The sequence below is a fragment of the Albibacillus kandeliae genome (assembly GCF_003116585.1).
Lineage (GTDB): Bacteria > Pseudomonadota > Alphaproteobacteria > Rhodobacterales > Rhodobacteraceae > Albibacillus > Albibacillus kandeliae.
Genome location: NZ_QEHM01000003.1, coordinates 677168 through 700093 on the forward strand (window position 1 = coordinate 677168; position 22926 = coordinate 700093).

24 protein-coding genes are annotated in these 22926 nt (G+C 65.1%); 13 read left to right on the forward strand and 11 right to left on the reverse strand.

What is annotated here, in order from left to right; genetic code table 11:
- Positions 1 to 2: 2 nt before the first annotated feature.
- From paaA to DDT93_RS09175, 6 genes are all read left to right on the forward strand, one after another.
- Positions 3 to 998, forward strand: a complete 996-nt coding sequence (gene paaA, locus DDT93_RS09150) for a 1,2-phenylacetyl-CoA epoxidase subunit PaaA (RefSeq protein WP_109465486.1) — start codon at positions 3 to 5, stop codon at positions 996 to 998.
- A 74-nt stretch (positions 999 to 1072) separates the two neighbouring features.
- A complete protein-coding gene (gene paaB / locus DDT93_RS09155; protein ID WP_109465487.1) occupies positions 1073 to 1354 on the forward strand; it encodes a 1,2-phenylacetyl-CoA epoxidase subunit PaaB in 282 nt (93 codons plus the stop codon).
- Complete coding sequence (gene paaC / locus DDT93_RS09160; RefSeq protein ID WP_109465488.1) at positions 1354 to 2088, forward strand: 1,2-phenylacetyl-CoA epoxidase subunit PaaC; 735 nt, start codon at positions 1354 to 1356, stop codon at positions 2086 to 2088. Before paaB ends, paaC begins: the two co-directional genes overlap by 1 nt.
- Complete coding sequence (gene paaD, locus DDT93_RS09165) at positions 2082 to 2579, forward strand: 1,2-phenylacetyl-CoA epoxidase subunit PaaD (protein ID WP_109465489.1); 498 nt, start codon at positions 2082 to 2084, stop codon at positions 2577 to 2579. Before paaC ends, paaD begins: the two co-directional genes overlap by 7 nt.
- 10 nt (positions 2580 to 2589) lie before the next feature.
- Positions 2590 to 3639: a 2Fe-2S iron-sulfur cluster-binding protein gene (locus tag DDT93_RS09170; protein ID WP_109465490.1), complete on the forward strand. Its 1050-nt coding sequence runs from the start codon at positions 2590 to 2592 to the stop codon at positions 3637 to 3639.
- 31 nt (positions 3640 to 3670) lie between these two features.
- Positions 3671 to 4300, forward strand: coding sequence for a class I SAM-dependent DNA methyltransferase (locus tag DDT93_RS09175; protein WP_109465491.1), 630 nt, complete (start codon positions 3671 to 3673; stop codon positions 4298 to 4300).
- A gap of 9 nt (positions 4301 to 4309) precedes the next feature.
- On the opposite strand, the gene DDT93_RS09180 is transcribed toward DDT93_RS09175, so the two are convergent.
- The 5 genes from DDT93_RS09180 to DDT93_RS09200 all read right to left on the reverse strand — a co-directional run bounded on the left by DDT93_RS09180 (position 4310) and on the right by DDT93_RS09200 (position 10421).
- The gene (locus tag DDT93_RS09180; protein WP_109465492.1) at positions 4310 to 5089 is read right to left on the reverse strand and encodes a carnitinyl-CoA dehydratase; all 780 of its coding nucleotides are present in this window, start codon (positions 5087 to 5089) and stop codon (positions 4310 to 4312) included.
- Positions 5086 to 7107: an acetate--CoA ligase family protein gene (locus DDT93_RS09185; RefSeq protein ID WP_109465493.1), complete on the reverse strand. Its 2022-nt coding sequence runs from the start codon at positions 7105 to 7107 to the stop codon at positions 5086 to 5088. Before DDT93_RS09185 ends, DDT93_RS09180 begins: the two co-directional genes overlap by 4 nt.
- Before the next feature lie 280 nt (positions 7108 to 7387).
- Entirely contained in the window at positions 7388 to 8548 is a 1161-nt protein-coding gene (locus DDT93_RS09190) for an acyl-CoA dehydrogenase family protein (RefSeq protein ID WP_109465494.1), read from the reverse strand.
- The gene (locus tag DDT93_RS09195) at positions 8548 to 9654 is read right to left on the reverse strand and encodes a TauD/TfdA family dioxygenase (protein WP_109465495.1); all 1107 of its coding nucleotides are present in this window, start codon (positions 9652 to 9654) and stop codon (positions 8548 to 8550) included. The genes DDT93_RS09190 and DDT93_RS09195 overlap by 1 nt, the downstream gene beginning before the upstream one ends.
- An 11-nt stretch (positions 9655 to 9665) precedes the next feature.
- A complete protein-coding gene (locus DDT93_RS09200) occupies positions 9666 to 10421 on the reverse strand; it encodes a class II aldolase and adducin N-terminal domain-containing protein (RefSeq protein ID WP_109465496.1) in 756 nt (251 codons plus the stop codon).
- Positions 10422 to 10527: 106 nt separating this feature from the next.
- On the opposite strand from DDT93_RS09200, the gene DDT93_RS09205 reads away from it, so the two are divergent.
- The gene (locus DDT93_RS09205) at positions 10528 to 11418 is read left to right on the forward strand and encodes a LysR family transcriptional regulator (protein ID WP_109465497.1); all 891 of its coding nucleotides are present in this window, start codon (positions 10528 to 10530) and stop codon (positions 11416 to 11418) included.
- 6 nt (positions 11419 to 11424) lie between these two features.
- Here DDT93_RS09205 and DDT93_RS09210 read toward each other — a convergent pair whose 3' ends face one another.
- Positions 11425 to 11847: a glyoxalase gene (locus DDT93_RS09210; RefSeq protein ID WP_109465498.1), complete on the reverse strand. Its 423-nt coding sequence runs from the start codon at positions 11845 to 11847 to the stop codon at positions 11425 to 11427.
- 115 nt (positions 11848 to 11962) lie between these two features.
- Between DDT93_RS09210 and DDT93_RS09215 the strand changes: the two genes are divergently transcribed.
- The 4 genes from DDT93_RS09215 to DDT93_RS09230 all read left to right on the forward strand — a co-directional run bounded on the left by DDT93_RS09215 (position 11963) and on the right by DDT93_RS09230 (position 16656).
- Complete coding sequence (locus DDT93_RS09215; protein ID WP_109465499.1) at positions 11963 to 13765, forward strand: adenine deaminase; 1803 nt, start codon at positions 11963 to 11965, stop codon at positions 13763 to 13765.
- Positions 13762 to 15225 (forward strand): AMP nucleosidase, encoded by a 1464-nt coding sequence (locus DDT93_RS09220; RefSeq protein ID WP_109465500.1) that lies wholly within the window; start codon positions 13762 to 13764, stop codon positions 15223 to 15225. Before DDT93_RS09215 ends, DDT93_RS09220 begins: the two co-directional genes overlap by 4 nt.
- Positions 15226 to 15367: 142 nt before the next feature.
- Positions 15368 to 15655, forward strand: a complete 288-nt coding sequence (locus tag DDT93_RS09225; RefSeq protein WP_109465501.1) for an HU family DNA-binding protein — start codon at positions 15368 to 15370, stop codon at positions 15653 to 15655.
- Between the two features lie 125 nt (positions 15656 to 15780).
- Complete coding sequence (locus DDT93_RS09230; RefSeq protein WP_109465502.1) at positions 15781 to 16656, forward strand: DMT family transporter; 876 nt, start codon at positions 15781 to 15783, stop codon at positions 16654 to 16656.
- On the opposite strand, the gene DDT93_RS09235 is transcribed toward DDT93_RS09230, so the two are convergent.
- Positions 16657 to 17178 carry a glutathione peroxidase gene (locus tag DDT93_RS09235; RefSeq protein WP_109465804.1) on the reverse strand — a complete coding sequence of 174 codons (522 nt, stop codon included), beginning with the start codon at positions 17176 to 17178 and terminating at the stop codon, positions 16657 to 16659.
- 145 nt (positions 17179 to 17323) lie between these two features.
- Here DDT93_RS09235 and msrB point away from each other — a divergent pair, with 145 nt between their 5' ends.
- Complete coding sequence (gene msrB / locus DDT93_RS09240) at positions 17324 to 17773, forward strand: peptide-methionine (R)-S-oxide reductase MsrB (RefSeq protein ID WP_109465503.1); 450 nt, start codon at positions 17324 to 17326, stop codon at positions 17771 to 17773.
- Positions 17770 to 18279, forward strand: coding sequence for a peptide-methionine (S)-S-oxide reductase MsrA (msrA, locus tag DDT93_RS09245; protein ID WP_109465504.1), 510 nt, complete (start codon positions 17770 to 17772; stop codon positions 18277 to 18279). Before msrB ends, msrA begins: the two co-directional genes overlap by 4 nt.
- A 48-nt stretch (positions 18280 to 18327) precedes the next feature.
- Here the strand turns inward: msrA and DDT93_RS09250 are convergent, their stop codons facing one another.
- The 4 genes from DDT93_RS09250 to mtgA all read right to left on the reverse strand — a co-directional run bounded on the left by DDT93_RS09250 (position 18328) and on the right by mtgA (position 22915).
- Positions 18328 to 20328 carry a hydantoinase/oxoprolinase N-terminal domain-containing protein gene (locus DDT93_RS09250; RefSeq protein ID WP_109465505.1) on the reverse strand — a complete coding sequence of 667 codons (2001 nt, stop codon included), beginning with the start codon at positions 20326 to 20328 and terminating at the stop codon, positions 18328 to 18330.
- Positions 20329 to 20334: 6 nt separating this feature from the next.
- The gene (gene queG, locus DDT93_RS09255) at positions 20335 to 21369 is read right to left on the reverse strand and encodes a tRNA epoxyqueuosine(34) reductase QueG (RefSeq protein ID WP_109465506.1); all 1035 of its coding nucleotides are present in this window, start codon (positions 21367 to 21369) and stop codon (positions 20335 to 20337) included.
- Positions 21370 to 21456: 87 nt separating this feature from the next.
- On the reverse strand, positions 21457 to 22122 hold the full coding sequence (gene fzlA / locus DDT93_RS09260) for an FtsZ-binding protein FzlA (protein ID WP_109465805.1): 666 nt from the start codon (positions 22120 to 22122) through the stop codon (positions 21457 to 21459).
- Positions 22123 to 22177: 55 nt separating this feature from the next.
- Entirely contained in the window at positions 22178 to 22915 is a 738-nt protein-coding gene (mtgA, locus tag DDT93_RS09265; RefSeq protein WP_109465507.1) for a monofunctional biosynthetic peptidoglycan transglycosylase, read from the reverse strand.
- Positions 22916 to 22926: the final 11 nt, after the last annotated feature.

The following is a 22926-nucleotide window of genomic DNA, read 5'->3' on the forward strand; positions in this document are numbered from 1 at the left end:
CCATGTATAGCCAAGGTCTGATCGGCGCCGATGGGCGCTCGGATGAAACTCCCGAATTTCTGGCCGCTTTCCAGGCGCGTGTTGACGCCGAGGAAAAGATCGAGCCGAACGACGATATGCCCGAGGGCTACCGCCGGACCCTGGTGCGCCAGATCGGTCAGCACGCGCATTCGGAAATCGTCGGCATGCTGCCGGAAGGCAACTGGATCACCCGCGCGCCGAGCCTGCGTCGCAAGGCGGCCCTGCTGGCCAAGGTGCAGGACGAGGGCGGCCACGGCCTGTACCTCTACTCCGCCGCCGAAACGCTTGGCGTGACCCGCGAGCAGATGACCGAAGAGCTGCTCGACGGTCGTGCAAAATACTCCTCGATCTTCAACTACCCGACGCTGAGCTGGGCCGACATCGGCACCATCGGCTGGCTGGTGGATGGCGCCGCGATCATGAACCAGATCCCGCTGTGCCGCTGCTCCTACGGGCCCTATGCCCGCGCGATGATCCGCGTCTGCAAGGAAGAGAGCTTTCACCAGCGTCAGGGTTACGAGATCGTCATGAAGTTGGCCCAGGGTACGCCCGAGCAGAAGGCGATGGCGCAGGATGCGCTGAACCGCTGGTGGTGGCCCTCGATCATGATGTTCGGCCCGCACGATGCGGACAGCCAGCATTCGGACCAGTCGATGGCGTGGAAGATCAAGCGCTTTACCAACGACGAGCTGCGTCAGAAGTTCATCGACGCCACCGTGCCGCAGGCCGAGTACCTTGGCCTGACCCTCCCCGATCCGGACCTGAAATGGAACGAGGAGAAGGGCGGTTACGATCACGGCCCGATCAACTGGGACGAGTTCTGGAGCGTCGTGAAGGGCCACGGCCCGATGGCCCGCGACCGGATCAAGGCCCGCCGCAAGGCATGGGACGACGGCGCATGGGTCCGCGAGGCGGCCCTGGCCCACGCAGAGAAACGCAAGGTCCGGCGCGAAGCGGCACCGCTCGCGGCCGAGTGACCTGACCGGAACGCCGGGGGCCCTGCCCCCGGACCCCCGGGATATTTTCAAACCCAAAGAAGAGGAGGATGCCCATGTCTGGTGAGGTACCTTTGTGGGAAGTATTCATCCGGCCGCGGAACGGCTTGGCGCATAAACATGTCGGCTCGCTCCACGCGACGGACGAGGTGATGGCCCTGCAGGCGGCCCGCGATGTCTATACGCGGCGCGGCGAGGGCAACTCGATCTGGGTGGTCCCGTCGAAGGCGATCACCGCCTCCGATCCGGACCAGGCCGGCGAGAACTTCGAGCCGGGCGAGAAGATTTACCGTCACCCGACCTTCTACGAGATTCCCGACGAAGTGGGGCACATGTGATGGCCCTGTTCGACGCGCTGCTGGAACTGGCCGACGATCACCTGGTGCTCGGCCACCGGGTGAGCGAGTGGTGCGGCCATGCGCCCATGCTCGAAGAGGACCTCGCCATGCCGAACATGGCGCTGGACGTCATCGGCACTGCGCGCAACCTCTACGACTACGCGGGCAAGGTCGAGGGCAAGGGCCGGGACGAGGACGACCTCGCGTACCTGCGCGGCGAACGGGAGTACCGGAACCTGCTGCTGGTCGAGCGTCCGAACGAGGATTTCGCGCATACCATGCTGCGGCAGCTCTACTTTGCTGCCTTCATGCATCCCTATTGGACTGCCGCGCTCGAGAGCCCGGACGAGACCGTTCGCGGGATTGCCGGCAAGGCGGTCAAGGAGATGGCCTATCACATCCGCCACACCGGCGAGTGGGTGATCCGTCTTGGCGACGGCACCGAGGAAAGTGCACGCCGGATGCGGGACGCGGTGACGGCGCTGGCGATCTACGTGGACGAGCTGTTCGAGGAAGGCGCTGGTGAAGGGCTCGACGCCCTGCCGGACCGTGCCGCGCTGCGCCCGGAGTGGGAGGCCACGATCAAGCGGATCTTCGACGAGGCCGGGCTGGAGCAGGTGACATCGCCCTTCCCGCAGAGCGGCGGACGCGATGGACGACACGGCGAGGGTCTGGGTCACATGCTGGCCGAGATGCAGTCGGTGCACCGCGCCCATCCCGGAGCGACATGGTAACCGGGCTCGCATCCCTGGACGAACGCCGCGCCTGGGAGGCTGCGGCGGCGGTCCCCGATCCCGAGGTGCCCTGCGTCACGGTGGCCGACCTCGGCATCCTGCGCTGGGTACGGATCGAGGACGGCGTGGCGGTGGCGGGAGTGACTCCCACCTATTCGGGCTGTCCCGCAGTCCTCGCGATCGAACTGGCGGTCGAGGCCGCACTGCTGGAGGCCGGGTTCGAGGCGCGGATCGAGCGGGTGATGAGCCCGCCGTGGACCACGGACTGGATCACCGAGGACGGTCGGGAGAAGTTGCGCGAGTACGGCATTGCGCCGCCCGCCGAGAAATCAGGCTCTAAACTGGCGCTTTTCGGAGAGTCCACTGTGGCCTGCCCGCGCTGTGCCAGCACCATGACCGAGAAACTATCCGAATTCGGGTCGACCGCCTGCAAGGCGCACTACCGGTGCACCGCCTGCGGCGAACCCTTCGACTACTTCAAATGCATCTGAGGAGGCGGGCATGTTCCACACCCTGACCATCAGCGATATCCGCCGCGAGACGCCCGATTCCGTGGCGATCAGCTTTGACGTTCCCGAGGAGCTGCGCGAGGCTTTCGCCTACAAGCCGGGCCAGTATCTGACCCTGCGCGCCGAAGTGAACGGAGAGGATATCCGCCGCTCCTACTCCATTGCCTCCGCGCCGGGCGCCGCCCTGACGGTTGGCGTCAAGCGGGTGGCCGATGGCGCCTTCTCGACCTTTGCGCAGGCGCTGGAGAAGGGCGGCGAACTGGCCGTGATGCCGCCGGAAGGCCGGTTCATCTGCCACGAGGAAAGCAACATCGTCCTGATCGCCGCGGGTTCCGGCATCACCCCGATGGTTGCTATTGCCGCTGATGCGCTGGCGCGGGGCGCGAAGGTCACGCTGGTCTATGGCAACCGCCAGACCGGCAGCATCATGTTCCGCGACGCGCTGGATTCGCTCAAGGACCGCTACCTCGATCGCTTTACCCTGGTCCACATCCTCAGCCGCGAGGCGCAGGATGTGCCGTTGCTGAATGGTCGGGTGACCGGAGAGAAGATCACGCAGCTGGCACAGGCGGGCGCGGTTGACCTCGATGGCGCCGACGGCATCTTTCTCTGTGGCCCTGGAGAGATGATCGACGATGTCGCCGCCACGCTGGAGACCCGCGGCGTTGCCCGCAACCGGGTGCATTTCGAGCGCTTCTATCAGAATGGCGAAGTGCCGCGCGCGCCGAAATCGGCTGCGGCCGAGGCGGCGGCCAAGTCGGGTGTCGCCGTGACCGTCGTGCTGGACGGGACCACCCGGACCTTCGACATGGAAGCGGAAGACGACACCGTGCTTGACGCCGCGCACCGCGAGGGGCTGGAGCTGCCCTTCTCCTGCAAGGGCGGCATGTGCTGCACCTGCCGGTGCAAGGTCGCCGAAGGCTCGGCCGAAATGGCGGTGAACTACTCGCTGGAGCCCTGGGAGCTGGAAGCGGGCTTTATTCTTGCCTGCCAGACGCGCCCGACCAGTGAGAAACTGACGCTCGACTTCGACGCCGCTTGATTTCGTGAACTCATGCCCGTTTCATGCGGGCATGAGCACAAAACCCGATCTCTCCGCAGCCTATTCCCTGAAAACCGCCGAGGACTCGGTTCGGCTATACGCCGACTGGGCCGAGAGCTACGAAGACGACTTCGTCGCGGCCGAGGATTACCGGATGCACCAGCATGCCGCCGCCGCCTTTGCGCAGGCGGGCGGTGAGGGCCCGGTTCTGGATGTGGGCGCGGGGACCGGCGTCTGCGGCGCTGCGCTGGCGGCGCTGGGCATCGGGCCGATCGACGCCACCGACATCTCTTCCGCCATGCTGGCGCAGGCGATCAAAAAGGGCGTCTACCGTCGGGCCATCGAGGCGGACATCAACAAGCCGCTGCCGGCGACCGATACGCCCTATGCAGGGATGGTCTCTTCGGGGACCTTCACCACCGGGCACGTGGGGCCGGATGCCATAGACACCCTGCTGGACGCCTGCCGCCCCGGCGCGCTTTTATCGCTGGGGGTGAACGCCAGGCATTTCGCATCGGCGGGGTTCGAAGCCAAGTTTCAAGCTCTGATGCAGGGAAAGATCACCGATTTGACCCTGACCGAGGTGAACATTTACGGCCCGCGGAACACCAGCGACCACAGGGACGACAAGGCCCTGATCGCGTTGTTCCGCAAGGCCTGAGGCTGGTGGCTACTTGCCTTTCCAGACCGGGTCACGCTTTTCGGCGAAGGCACGTGCGCCTTCCATCTGGTCTTCGGACGCATAGAGAACGTCGACCGACCGCAGCTGCCGCTTGGTGATCCGGTTCATAGCATCCTGAAACTTGCTGTCCTCGGCATCGCGAACGATTTCCTTGATCGCGGCGTAGACCAGCGGCGGGCCCGACGCCAGCAGACGGGCGAGCTCCCATGCCCGGTCCAGCAACTGGTCGGCGGCGACGATCTCGTTCACGAGACCCCAGCGGTTGGCCTCCTCGGCATCGAACCAGCGCCCGGTCAGCAGCAGTTCCATGGCGATGTGATAGGGAATGCGCTTGGGCAGTTTGATCGAGGCGGCATCGGCCACGGTGCCCGAGCGGATCTCGGGCAGGGCAAAGGTGGCGTGATCGGCGGCGAGGATGATGTCGGCGGAGAGCGCCAGCTCCAGCCCGCCCCCGCAGGCGATGCCGTTGACCGCGGCGATCACCGGCTTGTTCATCTCGCGCAGTTCCTGCAGGCCGCCGAACCCGCCGACGCCATAGTCGCCGTCGACCGCATCGCCGTCTGCTGCCGCCTTGAGATCCCAGCCGGGGCAGAAGAACTTCTCCCCGCCCCCGGTGATGATCGCTACCCGCAGTTCGGGATCGTCGCGGAAGGCGCGAAAGGTCTCGCCCATCACGATGCTGGTTTTCAGATCGATGGCATTGGCCTTGGGCCGGTCCAGCGTCACTTCGAGGATGGCACCGTCGCGCCGTGTCTTGATGGGGTTCATGTCACTGTCCTTCGGATCAGGGCATCCGCGGCGACCGCACGCTCGGGGGTGCAGATCAGCGGATTGATTTCAACTTCGGTGACCGCATCTGCTGTGGCGGTCACATAGGCCTGAATGGCGTCGACGGCATCCAGGATCGACTCGATCTCGGCGGGGGGCTTTCCCCGGAAGCCGGAGAGCAAGGGGGCGCATTTCAGCTTGAACAGAGCCTGTTTCACGGCATCGCGGGAACTGGGCACAAGCAGCGAAACGGTGTCGCGCAGCAGTTCGGTCATGACCCCACCCGCGCCTAGCGTCAGGACGAACCCATGTGCCGGGTCCCGCGTGACGCCGACGAGCAGTTCGGCGACGGTGCCGGTGATCATCTCTTCGACGAGAAAGCCCTTGGCGGGCATGGAGGCGGCTGCGGCCTTGACTTCGTCCGCGCCAAGACCCACCCGCACCGCGCCGTGCTCTGACTTGTGAGCGATGCCCATGCCCTTCAGCACGACCGGGCCGCCGATCTCCTGAGCCGCCTCCGCCGCGCAATCCGCCGTCTCGGCGGTGATCGCGCGCGGCGTTACAAGACCAAAGGCGGAAAGAGCAGCCTTGGCATCTGCCTCGGAGAGGGTTTCCGCATCGCCCGCGTCCCCGCCCAGGAGGATCGGTTCGGCAATGGGCTCGGCGATCCGCGCCGCAGCCTCGGCGGCGGCCAGGGCCTCGCCCATGCCGTAGAGCGGCACCACCCCACCGGCCATCAGCCGCTCCGCCACGTCCTTCGGCATCAGTTCGGGGAGCGATGCGACAACGGCAAAGGGCCGCTCCGTCTCTGCCCGCACCCCAAGCGCGGCCTCGGTGGCGCAGAGCCAGTCGGTGGCATCCGTGTGCGGATAGTCCACGACAGAGAGGGTCAGCGCGATTTCCGCACTTGTCATCCCGCCCCAAGCCTTCGTCATCGCGGCAGTGTCCCGCCAGATGTAGGTGTGGTAGTCCAGCGGGTTTGCCAACGCGACCATCGGGCCCAAAGCGCTGCGCAGAGCCTGCTTCTGGAAAGGATCAAGCGCAGGAAACACGAGATCGCGGCCAGACGCCAGATCGGCGATCAGGCTCGCCTCGCCTCCGGAGCAGCTGATCGAGGCGATCCGGTTCGACTCCAGTGGCCCGGTGCAGTGCAGGAGCTTCAGCGCTTCCAGAAACTCCGGAATGCTGGTCACACGGGCAAATCCCAGCCGGTCCAGCAGGGCCTGCGCCCCGGCATCGCCCCCGGCAAGGGAGGCCGTGTGAGACACGGTCGCAGCCCGCGCCTGTTCGGAAACGCCGACCTTCAGCGCGATCACAGGCACCCCGCGGGCATGGGCGGCCTGAGCCAGTGCTTCCCACTGCCGCAGGTCGCCGAATCCCTCGATATGCACTCCGATCGCCGTAACCCGTTCATCCCGCAACAGGGCCATGGCGATCTCGGCCTGGCTGGTCTGGGCCATGTTTCCGCAGGTCACCATGTAGGCGATGGGAAGCGCCCGGCGCTGCATCGTCATGTTGATGGCGATGTTGGAGGATTGCGTCAGGATCGCGACGCCGCGCTCGACCCGGGTCATGCCATGCTGGTCAGGCCAGATCGCCGCCCCGTCGAGCGCATTGATGAAACCATAGCAGTTCGGCCCGAGGATCGGCAGATCTCCCGCGGCTGCCAGCAGCTGCGCCTGCAGATCGGTACCGCCGGCATCTTCCGCCGCTGCCTCGGAAAAGCCGGAGGCAAAACAGGTGGCCCCACCGGCCCCGAGGTCGGCCAGGGTCTTTACGGTCTCGATGGTGGCATGGCGATTGACGCCGATGAAGGCCGCGTCGATGGGCCCCTCATGCTCATCGAGCGAGCGCAGCGATTGCCGGCCCGCGATGACCTTTCCGGCGGGGTGCACGGGGAAGATCTCGCCATCGTAACCGATGCGCTCCGCCGCGCCGATGATCGACTCGCACCATTTTCCGCCCCCGATCACGGCGATGCTGCGGGGGTTCAGCAGTCTTGAGAGCTCTCGCGTCATCTTGCCTCGCTGCCCTTGGCCGATGTGCCTCCGGCGGGGATATTTGGGAACCCAAAGAAGAGGAGGTCTGCGTCTGAGACCCGGCCTTGGTAATCCGTTGTTAAGCTTGATCTGTCATTGTCGGACCACGGTACAGGCGGGGACGCCGATGACCGTACCCGAAGAAGCCCTCCGCGCCTTATCGGTGCGGAGGGTCGTCTTCTTTGGGTTTCAAGTATCCCGGGGAGCGCGAGGGGCTGGCCCCTCGCTCCTTCCCTTCGGACCTTGCCCGGGCCTGGGATCATGCGCCAAGCGGCCGCAACAGGTCGCGGCTGATGATGTGGCGCTGGATTTCCGAGGTGCCATCCCAAATGCGTTCCACCCTTGCGTCGCGCCAGAAGCGTTCCAGCGGGTAGTCGTCCATCAGCCCCATGCCGCCGTGAATCTGGATCGCGGCGTCGGTGACGCGGGCGAGCATCTCGCTGGCAAAGAGCTTGGCCGAGGCGATTTCGCGGTTGGCGGGCAGACCCTGGTCCAGGCGATCCGCGGCGGCCAGCGTCAGCAGGTCGGCGGCGTCGATGTCGGTGATCATGTCGGCGATCTGGAACCCGACGCCCTGGAACTTGCCGATCTGCTGGCCGAACTGCTCGCGCTCGGCCGAGTAGGTCAGCGCGTAGTCGAAGACCCGGCGCGCGCGGCCGACGCACATGGTCGCAACGGTGATCCGCGTGGCGTAGAGCCAGGTGTTCATCACGTCGAAGCCACCATCGACCTCGCCCAGCACCTGCGCGTCCGAGAGGCGGCAGTCGTCAAACTCGAGGATCATGTTCTTGTAGCCGCGGTGGCTCACCGACTTGTATCCGTCGCGGATGGTGAAGCCCGGTGTGCCGCGGTCCACGAGGAAGGCGGTGATGCGCTTCTTGGGGCCCTTCGGTGTCATGTCCTCGCCGGTTGCGACGAAGACGATGATGAAGTCCGCGTGGTCGGCGCCGGAGATGAAATGCTTGGTCCCGTTGACCACCCAGTCGCCGCCGTCGCGGCGTGCCGCGCACTTCATGCCGCGCACGTCCGATCCGGCGCCCGGTTCGGTCATGGCGAGCGCATCCATGCGCTCTCCCCGGACCGCGGGCATCAGGTAACGCTCCTTCTGCTCGCCCTCGCAGGCCATCAGGATGTTCTGCGGACGGCCGAAGAAGTGGTTCAGCGCCATCGAACCGCGCCCGAGTTCACGCTCGACCAGCGCGAACTCAAGGTGGTTCAGCCCTGCCCCGCCCACGCTCTCGGGGAAGTTGCAGGCGTAGAAGCCGAGTTCCAGCGTCTTGCGCTTGATCTCGTCCGCGATCTCCTTCGGCACTTCGCCGGTCCGTTCGACAAGGTTTTCGTGCGGGTAGATCTCGTTTTCGACAAAGCTCCGCACGGTGGAGACGATCATCTCCTGTTCGTCAGTCAGTCCGTATTGCATCAGGCGTGGCCCTGCTTGGCGAGCATCCGGTAGGTAGAGCGCAGCGCACCCCGGTCGACGTAGCAGCCGCGCAGGTGACGTTCGCCGCTGGTGGCGACAAAGGACTCGCGGCCATGGACCACGCGGTGGTTGTCGAACACGATGCATTCGCCGGCGGCGAGGCGAAACTTGTTCATGAAGCGGTCCGAGCGCAGCATCCTCAGGAACTTGCAGAAGGCGGGGTAGTAGCTGTCGAGCAGGGATTGCGGCAGGTCGAAGGCGTCGGCCAGGTGCTGAGACACCGTCACGCCCGAGACATTGCCGTTCACGTCCAGTTCGATCACGCGCTGGTGTGCGCGATAATCCCAGCCCTCATGCCCGCGCTTGAACGGGATGTCGTACCCGGCCAGCAGGTCGAAGGCCTCGCGGTCCTCTTCCTTCAGCGCATTGGCGACGGCCACGCCATCCACGAAGAGCGAGTTGCCGCCCTGAACCGAGTTGCGGCGGCAGTGCAGGAACTGGACGCCCGGCGCGGCCTCTTCCGAGGGCAGGTCGGTGTGCATCTCGAGCGCGCCGGCGGTATAGGCCAGGTTGTTCGGGTTGATGTGCAGTTTGACGTCGAAGTAGTAGCCGTCGACGCAGGGGGTGATCGGGCCGAGGACGCCGGTCAGACGGGTCAGGCCCTCGTCGCTATCCTCCATGTCCTGCACCAGCGCGATGCCGTCCTCGATCAGGGCGCGGGCGAACTTTGCGCGCTCGGCCGGGTCGGTGTCGAGCTTGGGCTGGCTCACGCGGGTGAAGCTTGGGTAGTAACCGGCTTCCCAGGCGTGGCGCGGGATGGCGGCGACGTCTTCGGGGCGTCCGCGTTCCTGCCAGGCCGACAGAAACTCGAGCGGAAAGCGCGATTCCAGCGTCTCGCCCTTCCAGCGGATCACGAGGGTGCTGCCGTCCAGCAGAGCGGCCTCGGGAACCGGGTCCGCGTGCAGTTCGGAGATGTCGAAGACACGCTCTCGGGTCACCGGGTCGATCGAGCTGGGGTCGTTGTCCCGCAGCCAGAAATAGTTAAAGTATCCCTCTCCCGAGGCGAGTGGCAGCCTCAGGCCCTTGGCTTCAAGTTGTACGGTCATGGGTTTCGCTTTCAGCTTGCGTAGTTGCTGCCTTCGTCGTCGAGAATGGCTTTCAGTTCTGCCAGGTGACGGTCGCCCTGTCCGGGGTAGTCCTCCAGCTCCTGTGCCGTCTTCTCGGCGATGTCGTCCGGCAGCACGCGCAGCGGCTGGCCGGTCTGAAGCGCGCGGATGTAGGTCTCGGCCGCGCGTTCGAAGTAGTAGAGTCGGTTGAAGGTGTCGGCGACGCTGTCACCGATCACGAGCACACCGTGGTTGCCCATGATCATCACCTTCTTCTTGGGGTCGCAGAGCAGCTGGGCACAGCGCTCGCCTTCGTCCTCGAAGGCCAGCCCGCCATAGCTCTCGTCGATCACGTAGCGATTGTAGAAGGTCGCGCAATTCTGGTCGATCGGCGGCAGGTTGCTGTCCTTGAGCGAGGCGAGAACGGTCGCGTGGATCGAATGCACGTGCATCACGCAGCGGGCATGGGCGCAATGGCGGTGGATGCCGCCGTGCAGCCCCCATGCGGTCGGGTCCGGGGCATCGGGGCCCTTCAGCGTTTCCGGGTTGTTGGCATCGATTTCCAGCAGTTCGCTGGCGCGGATCCGCGAGAAATGGACCTGGTTCCGGTTCATCAGGAACTTGGTGCCGTCATCGTTGATCGCCAGTGAGAAATGGTTTGCCACGGCCTCGTGAAAGTTCAGCCGGGCGGTCCAGCGGAAGGCGGCGGCGAGGTCGACCCGTTCCTCCCAGTGATCCATGTTCGGGCGCAGCTGTGCGATGCTCATATGGCGTGTCTCCTTTGGCTGGTGGAAACCTGCATCCAACCTACAAAATTCACCAATGAAAAAAACATCAGCTTGCCATTAGCCCTACTTATGGCAAATTTATGCAATGGCACAGGGACTCCCTCCACTCGGCTGGCTGCGCACCTTCGAAGCGGCCGCGCGGCACCTCTCTTTCACTGGGGCGGCGCATGATCTGAACATGACCCAGAGCGCGGTCAGCCAGCAGATCAAGTCGCTCGAGGGTTACCTCGGGCAGCCGCTGTTTCACCGTCGTCCAAGGGCGCTGGAGCTCACCGAGGCGGGAATCACCTATCTGCCTGTGGTGCGCGATGCCTTTCGCACGCTGCTGCGTGGAACCCGGGCCGTGACCGGACAGACGGGCGACGTGGTTCAGGTGATCTGCAACCTCAGCCTTGCCTGTTTCTGGCTGGCGCCCCGCCTGCCCCGGTTCCGCGCCGCGCATCCCGACGTGCTGCTCAACCTGATCACCGAACTGTGGGAGCCACGCGAGATGGCCGAGAATGCGGACGTGGAAATCCGCTACTCGGTGCGCCCTTCCGATACGGTTCGGGCCGAGCAGCTCTGCAGCGAGTATTATTATCCTGTCTGCGCGCCCGGGTATCAGGTGACGCTGGACACCCTGCAGCAGCATCCGCTTTACGAATGCTCCAACCTGCTCTGTTCATGGGCGAACTGGGCCGAGGATCAGGCCCTGCCCTGGAACAATCCGCCCATTATCAGCGCGACGACCTTTGCGCTCACCATGTCGATTGCGCGGACCGGCGGCGGGCTGACGCTTGCGCATGACACCATCGCCACGTGGATGATCGACCAGGGCGAACTGGTGGTGCCGTTCGAGCATCGGGCGAAGATGGCCGAGGCTTATTACCTGATCCTGTCACCTCAGGCCGAGCGCTCGCCGGGTGCGCTCGCCTTTGCCAACTGGATCAGGGCCGAGATGGCGGCGGACATGACGCGGCGTGGCTACGTGCTGTAACCCGCCCTACTCCAGCGGCCTGCTCGGAACCCAGGCATAGCCGTTGTCGCAAAGGATATAGGCCTCGCGCAGGCCGTGGGGCTTGTCGGTCGGGGCCTGCAGGACAGTTGCGCCCGCATCAATGGCCCGCGCCGCAGCTGTATCGGGATCGCTTTCGTAGAGCCGAATCTCGATCCCCGCACCGCGCGGCGGCAGTTCCGGCAACAGCCCCAGCAGGGGATTGGCGTGGTATGTCCCGTCGGCATGGATTTGAAACACCTGATCTCCATAACGCGCGATGGCAAAGTCCGCGCTGATTTGATGCGCGGTGATGCCAAAAACAGTCTCTAAGAAGGCGCACTGAGCGGGAACGTCCCGAACCAGCAGGTTCAGGCCAATGCCCCTGAGGGACTTGCCGAACGCCTCGGCGGATACTGTTTCGTAGTCCATGAGGCCAGACTGGCGCAGCCCCTTGAACCCCGCAAGTGCGTTTGCGACATGACCCCTTCACAAAACCATGCTCGCTGGGGCTTGAACCCGACAGCGCAATCAGGACAATTGGAACATGGAACACATAGCATTCCCCTCCTGGCCCGATGTGGCCGCCCGCCTGATCGCCGTCGCCTCTGGCCGCGAGATGGCCGAGACCGTCATTCGCGGCGGCATCTGGGTCAACGTCCACTCGCGCGAGCTGTTGCCCGATCATGACATCGCCATCGTTGCCGGGCGCGTCGCCTGCGTGGTGCCCGACGCCTCCTACTGCACCGGGCCCGAGACGCAGATCATCGAGGCCGAGGGGCGCTACATGATGCCCGGGCTCTGCGATGCGCATATGCACATCGAGTCCGGGATGCTGACCCCTGCCGAGTTCTCCCGCGCGGTCATTCCCCACGGTACCACGTCGATGTTCACCGATCCCCACGAGATCGCGAACGTGCTGGGCCTCGCCGGGGTACGGATGATGCATGACGAGGCGATGCTTCAGCCGGTGAACGTCTTTACCCAGATGCCCTCCTGCGCGCCGTCCGCGCCCGGGCTCGAGACGACGGGTTACGAGATATCGGCCGAGGACGTCGCCGAGGCGATGAATTGGCCGGGGATCATCGGTCTGGGCGAGATGATGAACTTTCCCGGCGTTGCCCATGCCGACCCCAAGATGTTGGCCGAGATCGCCGCGACCCAGCGTGCAGGCAAGACGGTGGGCGGACACTATGCCTCGCCCGATCTTGGGCCCGACTTTGCCGCCTATGTTGCGGGCGGCCCGGCGGATGACCACGAAGGCACCAGCGAGGCCGACGCGATCATGCGGGTGCGTCAGGGGATGCGTTCGATGATGCGGCTGGGCTCGGCTTGGTACGACGTCGAGAGCCAGATCACCGCAGTGACCGAGAAGGGGCTCGATCCGCGCAACTTCATCCTCTGCACCGACGACTGCCATTCGGGAACGCTGGTGAACGAGGGGCACATGAACCGCGTGGTGCGCCATGCCATCGCCTGTGGTTGCGATCCGCTGATCGCGATCCAGATGGCGACGATCAACACGGCGACCCACTTCGGTCTCGAGCGTGAAATAGGCTCTATCACGCCGGGTCGGCGGGCTGACGTGATCCTGACCTCTGACCTTACCGAGCTGCCCATCGAACTGGTGATCGCGCGCGGCAAGATCGTTGCGAAGGATGGCGAATGCCTTGTCGACTGCCCGCATTTCGACTGGCCCGAAAGCGCGCGTCAGACGGTTCACCTTGGTCACGAGCTGGCGGGAAAGGATTTTGAGATCGAAGCCCCGGCGGGTGCCAATACCGCCCGCGCCAACGTGATTGGCGTGGTCGAGAACCAGGCCCCGACCAAGGCGCTGAAATGCGATCTGCCGGTCGTCGACGGACTGGTCGAGGGCGCCGACGGGGTCTGCCAGATCGCGCTGGTCGAACGTCACCGCGCCACCGGGGGCGTGACCAATGCCTTTGTCTCCGGCTTTGGCTACGAGGGTCGGATGGCGATGGCTTCGACCGTGGCCCATGACAGCCACCACATGATCGTCGTCGGTACCGACCGGGAGCAGATGGCGCTGGCCGCGAACCGGCTGGCTGAGGTGGGCGGCGGCATCACCATCTTCAAGGACGGCAAGGAACTGGCGCTGGTCGAACTGCCGATCGCCGGGCTGATGTCCGACAGCCCCGCCAAGGACGTGGCGGCGAAGGCACAGAAGATGGTCGAGGCGATGGTCGCCTGCGGATGCAAGCTCAACAACGCCTACATGCAGCATTCGCTGCTGGCGCTGGTCGTCATCCCCGAGCTGCGCATCTCCGACCTTGGCCTGGTCGACGTCCGCACATTCCAGAAAATTCCCTTGTTAGAGCCGCAGACATGAGCAGGATCGATACCCCCGACACCTTCAAGACCGAGAGCTTTATGGACGCGACCGAGGCGGTCGACCGTCTTCAGCAGTTGTATTCCGAAGCCACGGACTTTCTTTGCGGCCGCTTTGTCGAGGCGCTGGCAAACGGCGCGCCGGCGCATCGGATCCGCGCCTACTATCCCGAGATACGCCTGACCACGACCAGCTACGCGCAGGTGGATACGCGTCTGAGCTTTGGTCACGTGTCGATCCCCGGCACCTATGCCACCACGATCACCCGGCCCGATCTGTTCAGGAACTACCTGATCCAGCAGATCGGTCTGCTGATCAAGAACCACGGGCAGCCTGTTGTGGTGGGTCCGTCGAGCACGCCGATCCCGGTGCATTTCGCGGTTGCGACCCGGCCGGATCTGACGGTGCCGCAGGAAGGCGCGGCCAACTTCACCCTGCGCGACATCTTCGACGTGCCCGACCTTGCGACAACGAACGACGATATCGTCAACGGGACGCATACCCCGCCGGACGGCATCGGCCCGCTCTCGCTGTTCACGGCGCAGCGGATAGATTACTCGCTGGCGCGGCTGTCGCACTACACCGCGACCGACCCAGAGCATTTTCAGAACCACGTCTTGTTCACCAACTACCAGTTCTACGTCGCCGAGTTCGAAGCCTTCGCGCGGCGCCAGCTGGCCGACAAGGACAGCGGCTATACCGGCTTCGTCAGTACCGGGAACGTCGAGATCACCGATCCGGCGGCCGAGATCGGCGCGACCGGCAAGCAGCCCCAGATGCCGACCTATCACCTCAAGCGCGCAGACGGGAGCGGCATCACGCTGGTCAACATCGGCGTCGGCCCCTCCAACGCCAAGACGGCGACCGACCACATTGCGGTCCTGCGCCCCCATGCCTGGCTGATGGTGGGACATTGCGCGGGGCTCAGGAACACGCAGGCGCTGGGCGATTTTGTTCTTGCCCACGGCTATCTCCGCGAAGATCACGTGCTGGACGACGACCTGCCCGTCTGGACTCCGATCCCGGCGCTGGCCGAGATCCAGACTTCGCTCGAGCAGGCGGTGGCCGAGGTCACCGAGCTGAAGGGGTACGAGCTGAAGCGGATCATGCGGACCGGAACCGTCGCGACGATCGACAACCGGAACTGGGAACTGCGCGACCAGTCCGGCCCGGTGCAGCGCCTGAGCCAGTCCCGCGCCATCGCGCTGGACATGGAGAGCGCGACCATCGCCGCCAACGGTTACCGGTTCCGGGTGCCCTATGGCACGCTTCTGTGTGTTTCCGACAAGCCCCTGCATGGCGAATTGAAGCTGCCGGGCATGGCCTCGGACTTCTATAAAACGCAGGTTGCACGCCATCTTGCGATCGGGATAAAGGCGATGGAAACGCTGCGAACCATGCCTTTGGAGCGTCTGCACAGCCGGAAACTGCGGTCTTTCGACGAAACCGCCTTCCTCTGATACCGAAAAACCACAGAAAACAGCGAAAAACAGCCTGTTTTGGCCTCTCTGCGTACCGCAAACCGTTGTGGTGCACCCCCATATTCCGTTAAATGACGCAGACGAGGCCCAATAGCTCGGGCAGATCTAAGGAGAACAAAAAATGGCAAAACCGATGACCAAGACCCAGCTTGTCGCCGCTCTGGCCGAAAAAATGGGTTCTGACAAGAAAACCGCCACCGGCGCACTCGACGCCATCACCGACATCATCACCAGCGAAGTGTCCGCTGGCGGCGCAGTGACCCTGCCCGGCGTCGGCAAGATCTACTGCCGTGAGCGCCCGGAGCGCATGGTACGCAACCCCGCCACCGGCGAGCAGTTCACCAAGGAAGCCGACAAGGTCGTCAAGATGACCATCGCGAAGGCTCTGAAGGACAGCGTCAACGGCTGACCTTGCATCGCTGATTGAATTCAGAGAGGGTCGCCACCGCTGGCGGCCCTTTTTTGTTGGTCACAGGTGACGCGGATCGGGGAGGGTCGAGGCGTGGTGTATTCCATAGGATGCGGACGGCGGTAATGGATGTTCGCGCCATTCTCATGGGCATCGCCTTTGCCTTCATGTGGTCCTCTGCCTTCACCTCGGCGCGGATCATCGTCGCCGATGCCTCTCCCCTGTTTTCGCTGGCCCTGCGGTTCCTGCTGTCAGGGGTGATCGGCGTGACGCTGGCGCGGCTGATCGGGCAAAGCTGGCGGCTGACACCAAAGCAGTGGTACGCGACCATCCTTTTCGGCATCTGCCAGAACGCACTCTATCTCGGGCTGAACTTCGTCGGGATGCAGACGGTCGAGGCCGGTCTCGCCACCATCATCGCCTCGACCATGCCATTGCTCGTCGCCACCGCCAGCTGGCTGGTTTTTGGTGAAAAGCTCCGGCCGCTCGGGATCCTCGGACTCGTCGCGGGGTTCGTGGGCGTGGCGATCATCATGGGCACCCGGCTGGAGGCGGGCGCGGACACCTTCGGCATGATCCTCTGCGGGTTCGGGGTGCTGGCGCTGACCTTTGCCACCCTCGCGGTGCGCGGCGCCACGTCGGGCGGCAACTTCCTGATGATCGTGGGCCTGCAGATGCTGGTTGGCTCCGCCACGCTGTTTGTCGCCACGGCGCTGTTCGAGACCGTGCGCATTCACCTGACCACCCCGCTTGTCCTCGCCTTCTTCTATACCACGCTGGTGCCGGGCCTGCTGGCAACCCTGGTCTGGTTCCTGCTGCTGAACCGCATTGGCCCGACGCGGGCCGCGACCTTCCACTTTCTGAACCCCGTGTTCGGGGTCGCCATCGCTGCGTTGCTTCTGGGCGAACGGCTGGGTCCGTGGGACGTGGTCGGGGTTCTGGTGATCACCGCAGGCATCCTCGCTGTGCAGCTTTCGCGCCAGCCAGCGCCAAAGGGCTGATCAGTTCAGCAGTGCCTCGATCCCGGCGCGGATTTCGGCGGACTCGGGCTTGGTACGCGAGTCCCATGTCTTCACGACCTTGCCGTCCGGCCCGATCAGGATCTTGTTGAAGTTCCATGACGGTTCAAAGCCGGTCTCGTCCCGGACGGCCTTGTAGAACGGGTGGGCCTTGGCGCCGCGGACGTGGGTGATATCGGTCATCGGAAGGTCCAGCCCGAAGTTCACCGCGCAGAACTCCTTGACCGCTTCGGCCGAGTCCAGCTCCTGCCGGAAGTCGTCGGAGGGGACCGCCAGAACCACGAGTCCCCGGTCGCGATAAGTGTCGTAGACCTTTTGCAGACCCTCATACTGGTAGGTAAAGCCACACTCCGACGCCGTGTTGACCACCAGCACCGGATGCCCGCGCCAGGACTCGATGGAGAGCGTTCCGCCGTCGATGTTGGGAAACGTGCCGGTCAGGCCGGTCGCTGCCGCCGCCTGCGCCCATATCGCCAACCAAAGAGCAAGAAACGCGCGCGCCATCATGATATCCTCCGATCCTGTAGTGTCATACGTAGCATTGTGACAGCCGGATCAACCAATCGGGAACGGGCCACGCCCAAGAATCGCTTTGATTCCGGGCCCGAGAACCCATCTATAGGGGCAACACTCAGCGAAAAGGTGATCCATGAACAAATACACCAAGGACCCGGACAAGATCGCCGCTCTCTCCTCCGAGGAATTCTACGTGACGCAGCGAAGCGGCACGGAACGCCCCGGCACCGGCAAGCTCCTGAACAACAAGGAACCCGGCATTTACGTCGATATCGTTTCGGGTGAACCCCTGTTCGCGTCGGCGGACAAGTATGAGTCTCACTGCGGCTGGCCGAGTTTCACCAAGCCGATCGAACCGGCGCATGTGATGGAGTTCCACGACCGCTCGCACGGCATGGTACGCACCGAGGTCCGTTCGAAACACGGCGACAGCCACCTCGGCCACGTGTTTCCCGACGGGCCCATCGACCGTGGCGGGCTGCGCTATTGCATCAACTCGGCCTCCCTCCGCTTCGTCCATCGCGACGACATGGAGGCGGAAGGCTATGGCGACTACATTGATCAGGTGGAGGACGTGGAATGAGCAAGGAACGCGCAGTGCTCGCCGGTGGATGTTTCTGGGGCATGCAGGAACTGATCCGCCACAAGAAGGGCGTGCTGGGGACTCGTGTCGGTTACACCGGCGGCGATGTTCCCAATGCGACCTATCGCAATCACGGCACCCATGCCGAGGGGATCGAGATCATCTTTGACCCCGAAGTGATCAGCTATCGCCAGATCCTGGAGTTCTTCTTCCAGATCCACGACCCGACCACCCTCAACCGGCAGGGCAACGACCTGGGCCTCTCCTATCGCTCGGCCATCTACTACGTGGACGAGGCTCAGAAGGCCGTGGCCGAGGATACCATCGCCGATGTCGATGCCTCCGGTCTCTGGCCCGGTCGCGTGGTGACCGAGGTGGAGCCCGCCGGCGATTTCTGGGAGGCGGAGCCGGAGCATCAGAACTATCTGCAGCGCCTGCCGCACGGGTATACCTGCCACTTTGCGCGCCCCGACTGGGTTCTTCCCAAGCGCGCGGCAGCTGAGTGAAACAGCGCCCCGGACATGGTCCGGGGCAGCCATCTTGAGTGATCGGCCCTACCCGACCGCGACCCTTGGCCGGCCGCTCGCCTCGACGGTGACCACCGCCTCGACAAAGACCTCGCGGGCTTCGGTCCGCGCAGTCCGGATATCCCGGTCGACCCGGATCTGCAGACCCTCGGCACCGGCCGCCGCAGTTTCGGCATCGGCGCGCAAGGCGCCTTCCAACCGGCTCAGCGCCGCATCGGAAGAGCCGAAATCCTCTGGTCCGGTCTCTAGGTGCACACGGTAGCGTCCTTCGGCGGGGGAGGTCACCGTCCCAGAGCGGCGCACCGTCACACGCCCGACTACCGCGCCGATGGCATTCGCTACCCCTGCATGGTCCGGCAGGATCATCCGGCACCGCAACCGCTCGCCAACGGCGGGATAATATGCCGGGGCCGAAGCGCCCAGCCCCACCACATCGACGTTCAGCCGCGCGTCGAGCGCGAGGATCCCCCGGTGCTGACCCAGCGCCCTCTGCACCAGCACATGACGCGCAAGGTCTCGGGCCGGCAGGTTGAAGCTCTCTCCTTCTTCGGCGAAAGCGGTCTCTAACAAGGCCAGAACCGTCTGTTCCGTCAGCTGGTCGATGATCATCCGGGCGAGCGCACCGGCGTCCGGTGCCAGCCGTCCCCCGCTCCCGGTGCGCCGCCGTGCCATCAGCGTGACTGCCTTCTCGGCCGCTTCGGCATCCCAGCTGTCGAGCCTTCCAAGAACGTGGCTCGCGTCCGAGGGCGTCACCCCGGCCACCTGCACCAGCCCGCGGTCGACCAGCCTGCCAAGGGCACCCTGCTCCATCCGCGTGCGCAGAACATGGCCCATCGGGTGGAGGTCACTGCCCAGCCGCGCCAGCAGCTCGGACTCTCGCGCCGAAAGCCCCTGCGCCGCCATGCCGGGCACCGCGCGTAGAAACCGTCCGTCGTATTCTCCCACCGTCTGCGCGCGCAACTGCTCGTCAAGTGTGCGGTGCACCACCTCGGGAGCCTCGGTGGCAACCAACGACACGGGCAGCACCCGGCGCGGGCCCAGCGAGATGCCGCCGTCCAGCCCTTCGGTCACCACGTGCACCTGGCTGTCCCCACCAAGCCCCGTAGTCCGCATCGCCACGGCCTCGACCATGGTGCGGTGTCCGCCCACCTCGGCGCCCTCGGGGTTGATGGCAGGTCGCCCGCCCTTCAGCATGGCGACGTCGGTCGTCGTCCCGCCGATGTCAGAGACCAGGCCCTCGTCGATCCCGGTCAGCCAGCGCGCCCCGACGATCGAGGCCGCCGGACCGCTCAGGATGGTCTCGATGGGCCGGATGCGGGCCTGTTCCGCGCTCATCAGCGCGCCGTCGCCCCGCACCACCATCAGCGGCGCGGTGATCCCCATCTCTGTCAGCACGTCCTGCGCCCGCCCGATCAGCCGGTCGATCATGCCCACAAGACGTGCATTCAGCACGGCGGTAACGGCGCGGCGGGGCCCGTTCAGCCGGGCCGAGAGCTGGTGCGAACAGGTTACCGGCCTGCCGGTGCGTTCGGCGATGATCCGTGCAGCAGCCAGTTCGTGCGCCGGGTTGCGTGTCGCAAACTGCGCCGCAACGGCGAACCCCGTGACCTGCGCCGCTTCGCTGGCCAGGAAGGCCTCCAGCGCCTCGGTGTCCAGCGGTGCGGCTTCGGTGCCGCCGTGGTCATGCCCGCCGGTCAGCACCAGGGCGGGGTCGCCCTTCAGCACCTCGGCCAGCCCGTGCCGCTCAAGATCGCCCTCGCGGAACCCGATGTAGACCAAGGCGACGCGCCCGCCCTGCCCTTCGACCAGCGCGTTGGTGGCGAGCGTGGTCGAAAGCGAGGCCAGCGCGATCTCTTCGGGCCTGATCCCGGTCTGCTCCAGCACCCGGCACACCGCACCGGCGACGCCAATGGCGAGGTCCTGTCGTGTCGTCAGCGCCTTGGCCGAGGCGATGACCTCGGTCTCGTCGCGCAACAGGACCGCGTCCGTATAGGTCCCGCCGGTATCGACACCCAGGAGAATTGCCATCTTCGATCAGTCCCGTTCCAGCCTGTCCACGGCCCAGCGTGCGGCCTCGGCCACCACCGCATCGGGGTCGTCCGTCAGCTCGCGCGCCACGTCGCACAGCGCGGCATCGCCCGAATTCCCGATGGCGTAAAGCACATTCCTCACGAAACGGTCGCGCCCGATGCGCTTGATCGGCGAGCCAGAGAACATGGCGCGAAAGGCGGCATCGTCCAACCGCGCGAGGTCGGAGAGACGCGGCGCCACAAGCTCGTCGCGCGCGGCATAGCGAATGTCGCTCGCCGCCACCGCGAACTTGTTCCAGGGACAGGCGGCGAGACAGTCGTCGCAGCCATAGATGCGGTTACCCAGCCGGTCCCGCAGCTCCTCCGGCACCGGCCCCTTGTGCTCGATGGTCAGGTAGGAAATGCAGCGCCGCGCGTCGAGCTGATAGGGCGCCGGAAAGGCATCCGTCGGGCAGGCGTCCAGGCAGGCACGGCAGCGCCCGCAATGGTCAATCTCCGCGCCGTCCACCGGCAGGTCCAGCGTGGTGAAAACAGACCCTAAAAAGGCCCAGTTGCCCCAGTCGCGGCTCAGCAGGTTGGTGTGCTTGCCCTGCCATCCCAGTCCAGCCGCCTGCCCCAGAGCCTTCTCGGGCACCGGCGCGGTATCGACAAAGACCTTGATCTCGCCCCCTGCCGCGTCGATCAGCCAGCGCCCCAGCCGTTTCAGCCGCTTCTTGACCAGGTCGTGATAGTCCCGGTTCCGGGCATAGACCGAGATCGCGCCGCGGTCCGGCATGCCGACAACCTCCATCGGGTCCCGCTCGGGCGCATAGCTCTCGGCCAGCATGATCACCGAGCGCGCCTCGGGCCACAGCGCAGCAGGGTCGCCGCGCCAGTGCGTGCGCTCGGCCATCCACGACATCTGCCCGTGGTACCCGGCCTCGATAAAGGCGGAAAGACGCGCGGCAACCTCGGGCACGTCCGCGGGCCGACAGACGCGGCAGGCGACAAACCCTTCCTCGAGCGCACGCGCCACCAGTTTCCGCTTCAGATCGGTCACGTGGCGGTTCTTTGGGTCGAAAAATATCCTCGGGGGGAATCGCCGCAGGCGATGGGGGGCAGACAGCCCCCCGACCTGATCACCGGTTCAGAAATCGAGGTCGGCATAATGCGGCGGCGGGCGAAAGCCGGGGATCTGGTCGGCCAGGATCGAGCGGAAGGCGGGCCGCGACTTGATCTTGGCGTACCAGTCCTTGACCGAGGCCTGCCGGTTCCAGTCCACGTCCGAGATGTAGTCGAGCGACGACAGATGCGCGGCGGCGGCGAAATCGGCCAGCGTCATCGAGTCTCCGGCCAGCCAGCGGCGGTGGTCCAGCAGCCAGGCCATGTAATCCAGGTGATACTTGATCGCCTTGGCGCCTGCCTTGACGTTGCCGCTGTCCGGATAGCCAGAGCCGGTCACCTTCTTGTTCACCCGCTCGTACAGCAGCTTGGAGGTGACCTCGTGGTGGAACTTGTCGTCGAACCAGCCGATCAGTCGCCGGACCTCGTAGCGCCCTTCGGGGTCACGCGGCATCAGCGAGGGGTCGGGCCGGGTTTCTTCGATGTATTCGCAGATCGCGGCGCTCTCGGCCATGGTCTTGCCGTCCAGCCGCAGCACCGGGACCTTTGCCGCCGGGTTGCGCCGCAGAAAGTCGGGATCGGCCTCCCAGTAGCGCTCTTCCACCAGTTCCACCTCGATCTTCTTCTCGGCGAGGCTCAGGCGCACCTTGCGGCAGAAGGGGGAGAGGGGAACGTGGAACAGGCGGGCCATGATCATCCGGACTTGTTGTGGTATCCCCCAGCAATGCCTGTTCGTCCGGGAATTTTCAATCCTCGAAACAGGCTGCGCGGCCGTCTGCGCGAATGGTGGCCGCGCCATCGGTGATCGCGCGGGCCCGCTTGGCCAGATAGTTGCTCGGCTTGGCGGGGTTGCGTTCCTTGGGATTGGGCAGGGCGGCGGCAATGAGGGCGGCCTGCCGGTCGCTCAGCTTGGCCGCGCTGACGCCAAAGTAATGCTGGGCCGCTGCCTCGACCCCGAAGATGCCGTTCCCGGTCTCGGCCACGTTCAGGTAGACCTCGAGGATCCGCCGCTTGGACCACAGCGCCTCCACCGCAGGTGTCGTCGCGGCTTCCAGCGCCTTGCGGAGCCAGTTCCGGCCCTGCCAGAAGAACACGTTCTTCACGACCTGCTGGCTGATGGTCGAGGCGCCCCGGTTGCCGCCGCCTTCCATCGCGGTGCGGATCGCCTCGACGTCGAAGCCCCAATGCAGGCAGAAGTTGGCATCTTCGGCGGCCACTGCCGAGCGGGCCATGGCCGGGGCCATCTCTTCCAGCGGAACCCATTGCCGCTCAATCTCGCCCAGACGGCGCTTTTCGCCCAACATTGTCAGGGTGATCGGCGGATTGAGGAAGCTGTAGATCAGGATCAGCGCCAGCATCAGCAGCACCACCGCGAGGATGGCACGGATCAGCCATTTGCGCAGGAGTCGCAGAGGGCGAAACGGTTTCCGCTTCGCCCTGTCAGTCTTACCGGTTCTCTTTGACTTGCCAGCCGCCTTTGCCATGGCGGCACATT